Source organism: Lacipirellulaceae bacterium (assembly GCA_040218535.1).
Classification (GTDB): Bacteria; Planctomycetota; Planctomycetia; order Pirellulales; family Lacipirellulaceae; genus Adhaeretor.
In genome coordinates, this window is sequence record JAVJRG010000012.1 from 1,026,977 (window position 1) to 1,042,045 (window position 15,069).

The window sequence follows — 15,069 nt, forward strand, 5'->3', positions numbered from 1 at the left end:
TTGGAATGCGAGATCAAGATTTCCTCAGTCGCTGTGAAGAGCTTACTGCCGCAGGAACGCCCTACGTTCAAGTCACGCTGGTGGAAGCCACAGGCTCAACGCCACAGGACGTCGGCGCACGCATGCTCGTCACGGCAGAAGGGCTGGCAGGCGGAACCGTCGGCGGGGGACGCATCGAGGCAAAGGCCATCGAGCAAGCTCAAACCGCCTTGCGAGAGAAGGCCGAGCCGACTCTCGTCGATTGGAGCCTCAAAGCCGACGTGGGAATGACCTGTGGCGGTCGAGTGAAGCTCTTCTTCCAGAGCTTTGCCGTGGCGAGCTGGGAGGTTGTCGTTTTTGGCGCGGGTCATGTTGCCCAGGCACTAACGCGGTTGCTCATCACCTTGCCGGCCTGTCGCGTCACGTGCATCGATCCTCGGAGTGAATGGCTAGCGAAACTGCCAGAAGGTGTACTTACCAAAGAAACTGAGAATCCTGCTGACGAAGTCGGTACACTTCCCGAGGAGACCTTCGTTCTCTGCATGACGCGCGGTCACAGCAGCGACCTGCCCGTCTTGAAAGCGATCTTCGAGACGAATCGACAGTTTCCATTCCTAGGAGTTATCGGCAGCAAGGCGAAAGCTACCGTCCTTCGCAAAGAACTTCTTGAGGCGGGCATCTCCGCCGAGCGAGTACAATTCCACTGCCCAGTCGGATTGCCCATTGGTTCCAACCACCCGGCGGAAATCGCGGTGAGTATTGTGGCGCAACTCCTTGAGGTTCGCGATCAATTGAACCACGAATTGCACGAATAATTATCGATTGATTTTTTATCGACGAATTCTCAACCCATTCGTGTAATTCGTGAGTATTCGTGGTTAAAAAACTATCGCGCGAATGATAGCAATTGCTGCTTGTTCCCTACCGGTAGACCTTTGTGTTGGGCGTGCTTTAACATGTTCGGTAGGCACGTAACAGCGAAGGCAGTGATTGGTGAGTGAGCAATCCCCTCAACCCGCGGTGGAACTTCAGCCCGTCTTGGACGAGGTGGTGGGTTATCTGAACTTTTCGTCAGGAAACAGCGACCCTCACTTCTTGGAGAATCTGAGCCGGCTTGCTGAAGCGATTGAAGGTTCAGAGACGATCGCTGCCGGTGATGCTCAGTGGACGGAAATACTTAAGGTTTGGCTCACTGGTGCGATCCAGCGACTGCAAGCTGAGGGCAAGGCATTTCGCGATGCCTCACAAGCGACTGCATTAGTCGAGCTGATGTTCAAGGAGTTCTTGCCCGCCTATCGAGAATTCCACCGCGATCTGCTCCACCATCAGACAGAACAAGACCTGTGGCGGCCTTACTTTTTAGGCCGTGCTTGGGAAACACTGCTGCGGCAGGGTGGGTCTTGGGATGAGTCGGACAGGATCGTTACCGTGGCTCTTTCCCAGCTGAACGACTACGTCGGCTATCGTCCGACACCGGCGCTGACCTCGGGGAATCGTTCTGACCCCTACCCGAACGAATTCGTTCGTCCTATTCCCCTCTATGTCCGTGGTGCCGGCGTGGCAGCCGGACGATATGACCGTTTGCTTTCGCGTACACTGGAGATTCTCCGTGAAACCGATCCAGAGATCCTGCAACGGGCTTGGTTCGACCTAGATCGCCTTGAGGAGATTGCTCTCGACCCGCGAGCATACGACTTCGACCATCCCGTCAATCGTCGTCCCAACCATCATTTCGGTCAGTGGGATCCTCGCCACATTGATGGAGCGGGCTACTACACTCGTTTTGTTATGCAGGAAGTGACGCTTGCCGCACTGCTCGCGCGCGTGGAAGCCGCGAACGAAGATCCGCAAGAACAGGAGCACCGACTTTACGAAGCGGCAGCGGTGCTCGCCGGTACGATTCTCATGGCGTCGGGCACCAGCGGCGATGCCCCTGGGTGCCACGACTCAACGGTTACACTCTCGACACTTCTGCCGCATATCGCTGCTTATCGCGACGATTTCTATCAACAATTGTTGACCAGTGCCGTGGGGGCATTGGGGGAACGACTCCTTGAGGATGCGCAAAAGCGGAGGCAGCCGTTTGGTGCGGCAAGACAGCACCTGAATCACGAACTTTCGCGGCGACGTGCCTTGCAGTTACAAAGGGTTCACCTCGCGCTACTGTTCGCTCGCATGGGTTACCAAGACTCAGCCTTGAAGCAGGCGGGTTCAGTGCGCGTCGCTTCAGCACGGATGTTGACGGCTCTCTATTGTCGACTCACCTCGGGGCATGATTCGATTGATGCGGGCAAGCTCGACTTGGTTTCCGATGATCTCTTGCAGATTGAAGACCTATTGCATCGTGCGATCGAATGCGGAGCGCTCGTCGACCCCTGGAGCGTCGTGGGTTTTGCCGCCAACTTTAGTTTGTTTCCAGCGCTTGAGAACACTGTCCATGACTGGCGTGTTGATGAGCTGATCGAGCTTGTCCGACAAATCCTCGACCTAGCGGCCCGCGCTTGGAGCGAAGCTGCGGCCGTCGACGACTCGAAACATGAACGTCTATTCGAATCAATCTTGCAAAGACTCACACGGTGGTGGGACCAGCATGCTACGGCAACGGTTGAAGGCGTCGACCGACTCGTTGCCAAAGAGATCGAAGTCTCGGCCAACCTCGTCTCTGGCGCTCTCAACGCCTGGCACAAAGCGGGGGCTGCTTCGGGGGATATCGCCTTTTGGCAGATGTTTGTCGAAGAGTTTGATTCATCCAAAGCTTTTCAGATGGTGATCGAAGCGCTGCTCGATCACGGTGACACGGTTGCCTCGCGTGCTTTGATGATGCAGTGGGTCAATCAGAGAGATCGAACACCTTTGGACGATGGAGACGCGGACCTGGGACCTTTGGCGTTCCGTTGGCTGGCAACCGTTGAGGCGCAGCAACATGCGGCTCCCGAAGAGAGTTCAGAGAAGGATCGGTGGCCTCAAGTCGCCAAGTTTTTCGCTTACTTGGAAGCAAATGCCGAGGAGTATTGGCAGCCACCCGAACTCACGATGGATGGTTCGACTTCGGCCCGGCGAATCTCCGATGATGAAATTCCTTTTGGCGATCCCGATGGCGAGGATGACGACTACGGCGAGGACTTCGATACCGACGGCTTGGAAGAATCACTGGCGGACGAATTCGATGACGCGCTCGACGATGCTCTCGACAGAGAATTGGGCGATGGCGAGTACGACTACCCCTATGACGAGGAGAGCTCCGACAGCGAATACGATTACGATGAGGAAGAAAGTGAAGTCTTCGGGGCTGCCTATGAGGAGATGGTCTACCGAGACAGCACCGACGATGGCAACGAGGGAGATCTCGCTGATGATGGAGCCGACCCGCTTTACACCGAGTGGGAATATGAAGCCGACCGCATCGATCAGCGGCTGAGCTTCCTCAACACGGTTGCTCGATTATGGAAGCACACGGCGATCACTTGGGGTGGCAACGGTGAGGATCGCCGCGAGACCTTCGATAGTTGGTTGCACCAAGCTGCGGATAATTATCGACGCCTGATTGAACTGTTGGAGTCGGTCCACGAGTATCGTTTCGCAAAGCCCTCTCCCTCGCACGAATCGCTCGTCGAATACGATCGTTTGCGAATGATCAAGGAACAACTTGTTCAAGCGATTATCGGTACTTGTGTCGAAACCGCGGTCGCCGCCCGCTTGCTAATGGCCTCTCGCGGAAAAGACGTGCAGCAAGAGTCAGCACCGAAACAGACGTTTGATGCAGAAATTGATCAGGTAGCGATACCCCTGCTGCGATCTGTCTTGGCGGGAGATACCGCAGGCGTTCGCGAAGTGTGGCCTTTCTTTCTGGAGGTGCTCTCGAAGCGGCCGCTGCTGTACGTGCCTCACTCACGGGGAGGGAAGCCTCGTAAAATTGTCGCGACACGCGGACTGCAACGATTACTTCACGACTTGCTCGGGTGGCTTCCCAAGCTAGGGATGGTGCGAGAGACTTGCCAGTTGCTCGATTTAGCCCAGCAACTAGAGAAAGACTTTCCCATGGAAAGCGCGGTCACGGAGTTCGATCGCCTGTTTGAGAACGGTTATCAGGCGATCGTCCGCTCGATGGTCGCTTCGGCAGAGGCGTGGGACAACCGCATTCCACCTGAACGAGCTCGCCAAGCGGACCACATGCTCGTCGATGCGTTGCAGATGCTTACCGAACGGCAGCTTGACCGTTGGTTGGATCATAGCCATACCCTACGTCTGAGTGTCGTCGAGCGACTTGGGGATGAGGAAGATTGGGAAAAGTTCAAAGCGTTTGTTGAAGCCTATGGAGAGCAACTCTTCACGCAGAAGTTCCTGGGCAGCCTTGGCAATCTCAGGGGGATTTTGCACCAGGGGGTCGACGCCTGGCTCGCGCAACTCGAGGAGAACCCTGACGCCATCGAGCAGATCAAGCTACTGACCGACCTCGCCGACGGTGCTCCTCGACAGGCTGTTGTCGAAATGCTGACGCTGACACTAGAAATCGTTGTCGAGAACTATCGCGCCTATCGGGATTACAACACGACGACAACGCAAAGCGATCACGGCGAGCTGCTGTATAACTTTGTCGATTTCATTCGTTTGCGGGCTGAGTATGACCGGGTTGCCTGGAAATTAAGGCCCGTCGTCTGGGCTCACGAGATCCTTGTGAGGCATGGTCGCACATTAGCCGCTGAGATGTGGCGGCAGGCCTTCGTCGAACGGACCAATGACGTCGCTGAAGATCACCTCCAACGGCTGATTCAACTTGGCGAACAATATGGGATGCAGTTGCCGACGATTTCCGATCGCTTAGAAGAACGGTTTATCCGTCCGCTGGTGATCGACCAAGTTCGCGCCTTGGTCGGTCCTGCGATGAGTGCAGATGCTGAGGAGAAACGCTTGGCGTTTGCAGCCCTAGAGCAAGAAATCGCCGGACTTGCCAGCCAACCTCACGGCGCCGGATTCGAGGCACCAGATTGGCTGACTGCCCTCGAAGAAGAAGTCACCGAGGCCCGTTCTCGCATGAGTCACGTTTCTTCTTCGGACCGATTGGCTCGAAGAATTGGACAAGTGCAACTCTCTTGGAGCGAGTTGTTAGAGCAGTTGTCGGGGAAAGAAAGCTAATTGCATGAAACACACTATTGTTTAGTAATGAAACTGCCGTTTAGATCAAACGCTACTTCGCTCCTGGAGAGTGAGCTTATTGTTCTCGATGCGTTATTTGATAGTGCATGCGAGTTTCAAACTTTGCGAAACACGGGCTTTAGAGTCCGATGGAACTTACCTTACTCCCACGATTTAAGTGATGAGAATCTGCAATGCACCCTTGATTCCTTGCTTGATCGAGAGATTCTAACAACTAAAACATGCGAACATCGCAAATATTTTCTCTTCACCAGCAATGGTGGCAAAGAGTGGTCTTTGGAGCGAAGGCCAGATTGGAATCGATATTGTACAGAGCGTTATAAAACAACATCGCAGAATCGCACCTTAATGTCGGTCGCATGCGTTTCCGAAGACATTCGTAATGACTTCATGCGATTGTGGACTCCACAAACAGCGAACAAGCGATCAGCAATCATCTCTGATTGCGACCTTATCTACTGGCATCCTTTCGAGGCCCTCTACGTGGGGTTGGCAACCTACCGTGAGAAGTATGAATGGTCTCCAAAGGAGTTCGAAGTGCACGTCAAAGAAGAAGAGCAACGTTGGGCCTCGATACGCAAACACCGTACTTGGTGGAGAAACGTATCCGAGCTCCAACGTTTCATAAATGACCAATCCGGTTAATGCGTGAATTCAGAATCAGACTAACGAACTTACTGAGGAAATTAACTCTCATGGGAAGAGCTTTCGAAGTCCGCAAATCCTCAATGGCCAAGACGGCCGCGGCAAAAACCAAGGTCTACTCGAAGTACGGCAAGCAACTCTACGTGGCGGCCAAGAGCGGCGGGCCGGACCCTGAGAACAACCTGACGCTGCGCAATTTGATTGATAAAGCCAAACGCGATCAGGTTCCGGCGCATGTCATCGACAAGGCCATTGAAAAGGCGAAAGGCGTGGGCGGCGAGGACTACTCCGCCTCGCGGTACGAAGGCTTTGGCCCTGGGGGGTGCTCAGTAATCGTTGATTGCCTCACGGACAATGCCAACCGGACGATCACGGATGTACGGAACTGCTTCACGAAGGCTAAATGTAAGATTGGCGCTCAGGGGTCGGTTGCCCATGTGTTCGAGCATCTGGCAGTGTTCTCATTCCCAGGCGACGATGGCGACGCGGTTCTTGAAGTTTTGCTGAACGCCGACGTCGACGTGAACGATGTCGAGTGCGAAGAAGGAAAGGTGACCGCCTTCGCCCCAGCAACTGAGTTCGACAAGGCACGCCAGGCACTCACGGACGCAATGCCCGAAGCGGAGTTTGAAGTCGCCGAAATCACCTACGTTTCATTGAACACTGTTGATATCCCCGCCGACGAGGTGCCCACGTTCGAAAAGTTCATGGCAATGCTGGAAGAGTGCGAGGATGTGCAGGATGTGTATCACAATGGCGTCCTGCCTAGCTAACGCGTCAGCTTGTTGCGACATGCAGCTGCTGTCAGCTCATTTCTGCTAATTTCGGGGCAGTACCGCAAGACGTAGTTGTTATCCACCGTCTTGCCTTAGGGCATAAACCCACTCGGTTTCGTGCGTGTTCCAGATGCGCGGGAGATAGCGATTAGGCCCTGAAAAACTCGCTCTCGCTGCTTGCTTCCGCCAGGGGGTAACGCATATTTCTCTGGGTTTCACCGTGTTACGCGTAGGGGCAGACGATGAGCGTACATATCCTTAATTCTTTAGCCATGCGCCGGTCACTTAGCCGTCGATTCGTGGTCGCGCTTCTGATTGTGGTTGCGACCACTGTCGGCTCGTTTCTGGCGGTGCACTGGCAGTTGCACAAGAGTGATCACGATGGGTATCTGATCAATATCAGCGGTCGTCAGCGGATGCTGTCACAGCGAATCGCCCTGCTTGCCTCCCGCTTAGATGCGTCGGGTGAAGGTACTGAAGCCCAGAGCACACTGATCGATTTGCACAGCGCTATCAAACGGATGAGCGCAGCACACGAGCGTCTGCGGGAGAGTGCGACAGCGGCTCCAGAACTCCAATCGCTGTTCGCTGGAAGTGACGGAATCGATGAGTCCGTGCTGGGCTACTTGGACCTTGCTCGTTCGTTAATCAACAAGACAGCAGCAGAGCCATCTCTGGTGATCGAAGATCTCGTAGAAACGGCCGCCGATGGCAATCTGTTGGCGAAACTCGATGCCTACGTTGAAGCACTGGAAGACCTCTACGATTCGAAGCTCTCGACGTTTCAAATCGTTTTACTCGTTCTTGCACTCCTGTCGATCGCTGCACTGCTGGTCATGGCCTTTGCAATCTTCAAGCCGACCATCGAGCTTGTCACCGAGAACCAGAAGCGTCTCGAACAGTCAAACACAGAGCTGATGGAGTTCTCGTATCGAATCTCTCATGATCTCCGAGCGCCGGTAGTAGCAGCTACTGGCGTCGTTGAGATCGCGAGAGATTCGCTTGATTTGGGAGACCACGAGACGACTACTGGGTGCCTCGAACGGGTCTCCGATTCTCTCGCTAAGGTTGCAGGGACGATTGAAGACATTGTAAGCCTTATTAAAAACCAGATGACCGATGCTGAGCCCGAAGTATTCTTCGTTTCCAAATTACTTGAGCAATCCATGGAAACGGTACGAAACATGGATGGATTCGAAGAAGTTGATTTCGAGATCTACTGCCCGAAAGACTTAGCGGTACGGAACAAACGAGTTTATCTCAAACAATCCTTAGATAATCTTATCTCAAACGCATTAAAGTACCGTGACCCGGATGAGAAGCAATCAAGGGTCAGTATCGACGCTGCCAAAGTGGGGGCAGAGGTGAAAATTTCCATTGCGGATAACGGCCTGGGAATCGACGAGGCTTTCCACGATAAGCTCTTCGGCATGTTTCAGCGATTCCATCCCCGGGCTGCGTTTGGAACGGGCTTAGGCTTGTATCTGGTATCGAAGAATGCTGCTGCCATGGATGGTGACGTTTCGTTCAAGGCGTTAGAAAAGGGTTCTCAATTCGACATTTCATTTCCATCATTAGGGGCATAAGATGAAGACTGTTCTTGTAGTTGATGATGATGAGGTATTCCACTACCTTTGCGAGCGTGTCTTCGCGAAAACGAGATGTGACTATGAGCTACTTAGTGCCTTTGATGGTGTTGAGGCTCTAGAGGTTCTAGAGAAAGCTGAAACCCCTCCCGACGTCATTCTGCTGGACATCAACATGCCACGTATGAATGGCCATGAGTTCTTGAAGGAATACTCCAAGTTCTGCCCATCAGAAATTCCCGTCGTGGCGATGCTGACGAGCTCCGATCAAAAAGAAGACCGCGTCAACGCGATGAGCTATCAGTTCGTCAAGGATTATCTCCTCAAGCCTATCCGTGAGGAAGACATCGAGCGACTGAAGGTGGCCTACGACGACCTCCAGGCTATGCGATTTGAGGGAGAGCAGTGCGCAATCTGAGGGCGACTTGCGATAAATGGCAAAGCGTGACATATTGATGGGTAGACGCCTGTTCATCATCAGGAAGGATCCCCCGAATGTCGCGAGTATTGCAAGACGCTGAGTCTTATTCTGCCGAAGCCCAGCACGAAGAACCGACGCTGCCGTTCGCCGTTCATCTCGACTTGAAGGTGATCGATCCCGACACGATTCGCGAGCTGACTCAGCATCGCGAAGGCGCGGACCGCGACGAATTTGCTTTGGAAGCATTGAAAATCGGGGTACTCGCTCTGCGACGTGCCTCGAGCGCTTTCGACGCAGATTACATCAAGCGCGAAACCGATCGCCTGCTGGATACGATGCGTCGTCAGTTGGAGGACCATAGTCGGGGGGCTCAAGAGAAGCTCGCCGGAGCGCTGAAACACTATTTCGACCCAGAGAGCGGCCAGTTCAATCGGCGCGTGCAACAGCTCACCAGCAAAGATGGAGAACTCTCGACACTGTTGGCGAGTTCGCTTGACGGGGAAGATTCGCAGTTGTCGAAGACACTGTTCTCGCACTTCGGCGAGCAGAGCCCCTTGATGAAACTGCTCAGCCCCGACCAATCACAAGGGCTGCTTGCTACCCTTCGCAATAACGTCGAAACCGAACTCGGCAAACAACGTGAGCGCATTCTTCAAGAATTCTCGCTCGACAATCCGCAGAGCGCGTTGACACGCCTGATCGAGCAACTCACCAATAAACACGGCAGCCTGTCGAAGGATCTGCAGGGCAAAATCGACGAGGTGATCAAAGAGTTTTCGTTGGATAAAGAGGATTCGGCTCTCAATCGGCTCGTGCAACGGGTTAGCAAAGCTCAGGAGACGATCACGCGTGAGTTCTCACTCGATAACGATCAGTCGGCACTCAAGCGGATGAAGGGCGAGCTAACGACAATCCTAGAAGCTCACGTCAAGACAAACGCGGAGTTTCAAGAAGAAGTGAAAATCGCCCTTGAGAAACTCAGCACGAAACGAGAGGAAGAACAGCGGAGCACGATTCACGGGCACACGTTCGAGGATGCTGTGTTTACGTTCGTCCAGAACGAGGCTCAAAAACGCGGCGATACGGCAGAGGCAACTGGAAATAGCACAGGGCTCAAAAAGAACTGCAAGAAGGGGGACGCGGTCATTCAACTTGGCCCCGAACACGCCGCTGCTGGGGCAAGAATTGTCGTCGAAGCAAAAGAAGATGCTAGTTATGCTCTCCGCAAAGCACTCGACGAATTAGCCGAAGCCCGCCCCAACCGCGATGCCCAGCAAGGGGTATTCGTTTTCTCCTCGCGTACTGCGCCTGAGGGATTGGAGCCGGTTGCCAGGTACGGCAACGATGTCTGCGTGGTGTGGGACGCTGAGAATCCACAAACCGATGCCTACTTCAAGGCGGCATTGGAAATCAGCCGCGCCATGTGCTTGCGGGCCAATGCCAGCCCGAAGCGGGACTTGATCGATTGGACACCCATCGATAAGGCCATTCCCGATATTCAGAAACGGGCTGAGAACCTCGATAAGATTCGCACGTCCGCTGAGACCATTCTCTCGTCAAGTAACAATATCATCAAACGTGTCGATATCGATCAGAAAGCACTCGAGAAACAGATTGATGTTCTCAGCGAGGCCATGCGTGACATCAAAGACCTGCTCGGCGAGGACGAGGGCGAAGCAGTTGCTCAGCCTTAGTGTCCATCTTAAGTCCGCTCTCCTGCTTGCGGGAGAGGGCTAGGGTGAGGGTAGGAGAACGCTTCTAGGCACTTAGTTGGCGGCAACGAAGCTCAGTGACGCGAAAGCAGCTTCAATCGTTTCCACCCGAACTTGTTCCGCTTGCTCCGCGGCACCAGCAATCAGAGCTTGTTCGGCAAGGCGATTCACGCGGCGGGGGATTCCTTCAGCCAAAGCATGAAGGGCTCCCAAAGCCTCTTGATCAAACGCGGGACGGTCGCAGCCGGCCTCGAAGAGGGCCATCTGTAGGTAGCCGATCGTTTCTTCCTCGGTCCAGTTCTCAAGATCGATCTGCAGGTCCACTGCCTCTAACAGCGAAGCCTGAAGTCGGCCAGCCGCCTGAGTCTCAGAGACCAGTACCAACGCCAACCAATTGGCTGGAGCAGGTAGCCGCATAAGCCGGATGAGCTGCGTTTGGAGATCGGGTCCGGCTTGGTCGGCATTATCGACGATCAAGATCGTCGGCGGGTTCGTACCATGCGTGAACGCAAAGTCGGCGAGTTGACGAAAGAGAGCGACCTGAGTTTCGTGTTTTCCAGGCCCGATGGCCAATGCTGAGGACGTTTGCCAGAGCAGCTCAGTCGGCGAAAGCCCTGCTGCGTCAACCACGGCGACCGAGCGATTCTGACCCCGTGAAGTCTGCGCGAAGCGGTTCACCAGGAGCGTTTTCCCAGACCCCCTCTCGCCCAACAGCAAAGCTGCTTGCCTGGTGCCGCTTGCTAAGAACCTCAGTCGAGCTTCAGCCTCAGCGAGTCCGGCGGTCTCGTGATGAAACGCCGGCTGGAGCCCGCTCGCGAAGGGCGGCCTTTCAAGTCCCCAGAAACTCCAATAGTTGGGAGAATGGATGGCCGATTCGACGGACATTGAAGACCTACAGAGAAAGGCTTAGGTTGAAGGGTAAATTCTATCGAGTCCCTCTACCAGCATCGTCGTTTCTGCCAGCGGAACTTTCGCTTGCTCCGTGCTAGCAGTCTCAAAAAAAGCGCTCTTTCCGGATCTATGCCAACACTACTTCGCCGCTGCTACTCCTCACGACCCGTCGTCGACCGGGCGGTGACCATCGAGGGGCAAGAGGCCCATCACTTGCTACACGTCTTGCGAGTGCAGACAGGTGACTCACTAACGGTTTTCGATGGGAGCGGTCAGGAATTCCAGTGCGAAGTTGCCGAATGCCGTCGTGCGGAGGTAGTCCTGGAGGTCCTTTCGCTTGATGAAGTGAACCGGGAGTTGCCTTTTCTGCTTGAACTCGGCGTGGCGATGCCCAAAGGGGACCGCTCTCGTTGGTTGGTCGAAAAGTGCGTTGAGCTAGGTGTCAGTCGGTTGGTGCCGCTATCCACCAAATTCTGGGACGTCAAAGCAAAGCGAGATTCGCACAAGAAACTGCATCGCTATGTGATTGAAGCGAGTAAGCAGTGCGGGCGGAATCAATTGATGGAGATCGAAAACCTCACCTCGTTCGAGGTTTGGATCCAAAGCTCTCAAGAAGAGAAAACGACCCAACTAATCGCGCACCCGGGCGGTGAACTCATCGAGAACGCAATTGTAGTACAGGGAGGTCCTATCCGGCTAACGATTGGCCCCGAGGGTGGTTTCTCCGAGGCAGAAATCGAGATTGCTCAGCGATCCGGCTGGCGAGTTGTTGACCTCGGGCCGCGGATTCTTCGTGTCGAGACAGCTGCGTTGAAACTCATCTCAGCGATTACTGGCTGACAGCCGGTTTTGGATTTGCTGCCGGCTTCACCTTTTCAGGAGCAGCGGCTTCCGCCTTTCGTTCACGGACGACTTTCCCGAACAAGTGGCCACCGTGGTCTCCTCCACTCCAGTAGCCAGCGTAGTGATCGCGAAAGATCATCACCCGGGCGTCAAACTGCCCCAGACCAATCACGGGAGCCTTGTCCACCGTAATCACGGGCGTATCGCCCGCCCAGAGAATTGGGAGCGTAAGCGGCACGGTGACGTCGTGCTCGCCGTATCGGATTCGTGCTTTGAACAGCCACTGATTGTTGCCCAAGTGTTTCACTGCGGCCAGTTCATAACGTTCAGGGGTCGGCAATCCGTCAGCTTTGCTGCTGTCGGTAAATCGCCCGACGAGTGCGGCACCGCTCAAGGTCTTTTCCAACTCTTCAAGCCGCGCACCTTGCGGGTCGACGATCTCTGCACACACTTTTTCAGAGCCATCCGCTGCGGTTGAAATGGTATCTTGCTTCTGATCTTGGGCGTCAGATGTGGGGTTGAGTACAACAAGAATCACTGCAGCGAGAAGATAACTCACTGCGGCAGAAAGTCGCTTAGTCAGCATGGTGTTCATTCACAAGATCTGGGCAAGATGAGTGCGAGACAGAACTGCTCGGCGTCAATGATTCATCTATTCTAACCCAAGCCAATAGGGGATACCAAGTTTTGGCCCCGAGGGACTAGGCAGCGGATCAGCGGCGTTGCGGCTGCGAGTAATAGCCGCCTACGTTCATGAACTGAGTGCTATGGCCCGTCGTGGGCACCCCATTCGTAGCTGCGGGAGCACCGGGAAGGTTGACTGCAGAGACTTGCGACTGGAGTCGCTGGATTTGGGCATTCTGCTTTTGCTGCTGGTGGCTCTGCTCAAGTTGTGGTCGCACGTAAGCATGATAGTTGGGAATCGCGTTGGGTGAGGCCAGCAGATCGAGCGACAAGTACGGGCTGAGATTTGACTGCGGAGTCACATTCTCGAAGGGCTTTCTAATGGTTCGTGTCGTTGGTCGCGTAACCGGTGGCTGACGGAAAGCCGGTCTGCGCGGCGTCTGCGGTGTTGCTACGGCACCACTGGTGCCGAAATACCTCTGCGCGGGATTACTGTGGCCCGTCGTTGAGCCGAAAGTCGCTTCACCAAAGGATCTGCCCCCGAAGGTCGCCCCTTGCTGCGCATGAGCAATAGTCGCCAGAAAGCAAACAGCGACAGTCAAGGCACCAGCAACAATACGCATTGGAAAGCTCCTTCTCGAAAGTGAACGCAGACCTACTGCCTGCACTTCTTGACCAATCGGCAAAGTCGACCTGCAAGCTAGAGTCGAATTCGCAGCGGCTGGTGCGTGCTAGCATGGATGCCTGCTGATGAGCATTCCGCAGGATGCTACTCGGTGCAAGCAAAGGCCGGCAATCAGTTCTCAGATTAGAGCTATCTTACGCAGCTTGGCGGGTGAGATACCCTAGTATGTCGCGAATCGAAATCACTCCGGTGAGCTTCTCCCCCTCCATGACCGGCAGGTGTCGGAAGCCGCCGAGGTTCATGTGATGCAGGGCGAAGGCGATTTTGTCTTCCGCTTGGAGCGTGACTGGGTTGGTGGTCATGACGGTGCTAATGGGGCGCTTGCCCTGCGTGCCAGCATCCGCACCGAGTTTCGTGAGGGCGTCGCGTTCGGTGAAAATTCCGGCGAGTTTGTCCCCTTCGGTGATCATCACGCAGCCAATGCGCTTCTCAAGCATGGTTGCCAGCACCTCGGCAATCGTTGCTTGTGGTGAAACCGCCAGCGGTGTGTTGGGCTCCAGCGAGGCGATGCGGTCCTTAACGAGCCCTTTTTCAACTTCGTTTAAGGGTTCAGCAATGCCGACGTCGGTCAGCGAGTGCTGACAGTCGTCACACAGGTCGGCACCTTCGGTATTTTCTTTTCCACAGAACGGGCAAGTGATCATGCGACGTCCCAGGTTTCGCCAGAGTTGAAGAGTTTATCGAGGTCGCCCTTGCCGTGTTGCTTCTGGGCTTCTTCGATTTGATCGTTGATCATGTCGTCGTATCGAGGTGCTTTCACAGAACGGAACACGCCGATCGGCTCTGGGAAGCCATCCTCGTAACGCATTCGGCTGAGTAGGTAAGCGAGGCTTGGCTCGGGGCTCTTCTCGTCGTGGAAGAGGAGATCGTCTTCCTTGATGCCTTTGCCGAGTTCAACCACTTCGGGATCGAGACCATTGAGCCGGATCCCTTTATCACGATCTTTTCCAAAGATCAGCGGCTTACCATGTTGCAGCTCCAGGGTCGTTTCCGTCTTGCTCTGACGATCCGTCGCATACTGCCAAGCACCGTCATTGAAGACGTTGCAGTTCTGGTAGACCTCAAGGAAAGCGGTGCCACGATGTTCGGCCGCTCGGCTAAGCATCGCGCCAAGGTGCTTGATATTCGTGTCGATAGAGCGGGCGACAAAGGTCGCTTCAGCACCGATGGCAATCGAAAGCGGATGTAGCGGGTTGTCGATCGCTCCCATCGGCGTGCTCTTTGTTTTCTTCCCCAAGGGTGAAGTCGGCGAGTACTGCCCTTTGGTGAGGCCATAGATGCGGTTGTTGAACAGAACAATGTTTAAGTCCATGTTCCGTCGGATGGCGTGCATGAGGTGGTTGCCGCCGATCGAAAGGCCATCGCCATCGCCTGTAATGACCCAGCATTGCAGATCGGGACGAACCGACTTTAAGCCCGTTGCGACGGCAGGGGCACGTCCGTGGATGGAGTGCATGCCGTAGGTGTTCATGTAGTAAGGGAACCGACTCGAGCAACCGATGCCGCTGATGAAGACGATTTTCTCTCGCGGCAAGCCGAGCGTCGGCATTACCTTCTTCATCTGAGCAAGGATCGAATAATCGCCGCAGCCGGGGCACCAACGGACATCTTGATCGCTGGCAAAGTCAGCCGGCTTGAGAACGGGAAGTGGTGTTTCGATGGACATGATAATTAGCTATTAGCTTTTAGCTGTTCGTAGATAGGGATAATTCGTCGTTGTCTCGTGACTGAAAACTGAACACTGACTAATGAA

Annotated in this window: 13 protein-coding genes; 8 read left to right on the top strand and 5 right to left on the bottom strand. The window is 54.6% G+C overall.

The genetic code is table 11. From position 1 onward, the window contains the following. Window positions 1–5: 5 nt before the first annotated feature. The 7 genes from xdhC to RIB44_18215 all read left to right on the top strand — a co-directional run bounded on the left by xdhC (window position 6) and on the right by RIB44_18215 (window position 10,255). The gene (gene xdhC / locus RIB44_18185; protein MEQ8618505.1) at window positions 6–794 is read left to right on the top strand and encodes a xanthine dehydrogenase accessory protein XdhC; all 789 of its coding nucleotides are present in this window, start codon (window positions 6–8) and stop codon (window positions 792–794) included. Window positions 795–972: 178 nt separating this feature from the next. After that, window positions 973–5,112, top strand: coding sequence for a hypothetical protein (locus tag RIB44_18190; protein ID MEQ8618506.1), 4,140 nt, complete (start codon window positions 973–975; stop codon window positions 5,110–5,112). Between the two features lie 27 nt (window positions 5,113–5,139). After that, window positions 5,140–5,778: a hypothetical protein gene (locus RIB44_18195; GenBank protein MEQ8618507.1), complete on the top strand. Its 639-nt coding sequence runs from the start codon at window positions 5,140–5,142 to the stop codon at window positions 5,776–5,778. 50 nt (window positions 5,779–5,828) lie between these two features. Then, entirely contained in the window at window positions 5,829–6,551 is a 723-nt protein-coding gene (locus RIB44_18200; GenBank protein MEQ8618508.1) for a YebC/PmpR family DNA-binding transcriptional regulator, read from the top strand. A 245-nt stretch (window positions 6,552–6,796) separates the two neighbouring features. After that, window positions 6,797–8,140 carry an ATP-binding protein gene (locus RIB44_18205; GenBank protein MEQ8618509.1) on the top strand — a complete coding sequence of 448 codons (1,344 nt, stop codon included), beginning with the start codon at window positions 6,797–6,799 and terminating at the stop codon, window positions 8,138–8,140. Window position 8,141: 1 nt separating this feature from the next. Continuing rightward, window positions 8,142–8,558 (top strand): response regulator, encoded by a 417-nt coding sequence (locus tag RIB44_18210; protein MEQ8618510.1) that lies wholly within the window; start codon window positions 8,142–8,144, stop codon window positions 8,556–8,558. 77 nt (window positions 8,559–8,635) lie between these two features. Next, on the top strand, window positions 8,636–10,255 hold the full coding sequence (locus RIB44_18215) for a hypothetical protein (GenBank protein ID MEQ8618511.1): 1,620 nt from the start codon (window positions 8,636–8,638) through the stop codon (window positions 10,253–10,255). A 72-nt stretch (window positions 10,256–10,327) separates the two neighbouring features. On the opposite strand, the gene RIB44_18220 is transcribed toward RIB44_18215, so the two are convergent. Then, window positions 10,328–11,158: an AAA family ATPase gene (locus tag RIB44_18220; GenBank protein MEQ8618512.1), complete on the bottom strand. Its 831-nt coding sequence runs from the start codon at window positions 11,156–11,158 to the stop codon at window positions 10,328–10,330. A 135-nt stretch (window positions 11,159–11,293) separates the two neighbouring features. Between RIB44_18220 and RIB44_18225 the strand changes: the two genes are divergently transcribed. Continuing rightward, on the top strand, window positions 11,294–12,004 hold the full coding sequence (locus RIB44_18225; GenBank protein MEQ8618513.1) for a 16S rRNA (uracil(1498)-N(3))-methyltransferase: 711 nt from the start codon (window positions 11,294–11,296) through the stop codon (window positions 12,002–12,004). On the opposite strand, the gene RIB44_18230 is transcribed toward RIB44_18225, so the two are convergent. From RIB44_18230 to RIB44_18245, 4 genes are all read right to left on the bottom strand, one after another. Then, window positions 11,994–12,593, bottom strand: a complete 600-nt coding sequence (locus tag RIB44_18230) for a hypothetical protein (protein MEQ8618514.1) — start codon at window positions 12,591–12,593, stop codon at window positions 11,994–11,996. The genes RIB44_18225 and RIB44_18230 overlap by 11 nt on opposite strands. 127 nt (window positions 12,594–12,720) lie before the next feature. After that, window positions 12,721–13,254: a hypothetical protein gene (locus tag RIB44_18235; protein MEQ8618515.1), complete on the bottom strand. Its 534-nt coding sequence runs from the start codon at window positions 13,252–13,254 to the stop codon at window positions 12,721–12,723. A gap of 196 nt (window positions 13,255–13,450) precedes the next feature. Next, window positions 13,451–13,960, bottom strand: a complete 510-nt coding sequence (locus tag RIB44_18240) for a CBS domain-containing protein (protein MEQ8618516.1) — start codon at window positions 13,958–13,960, stop codon at window positions 13,451–13,453. After that, window positions 13,957–14,982, bottom strand: a complete 1,026-nt coding sequence (locus RIB44_18245; protein ID MEQ8618517.1) for a 2-oxoacid:ferredoxin oxidoreductase subunit beta — start codon at window positions 14,980–14,982, stop codon at window positions 13,957–13,959. Before RIB44_18245 ends, RIB44_18240 begins: the two co-directional genes overlap by 4 nt. Window positions 14,983–15,069: the final 87 nt, after the last annotated feature.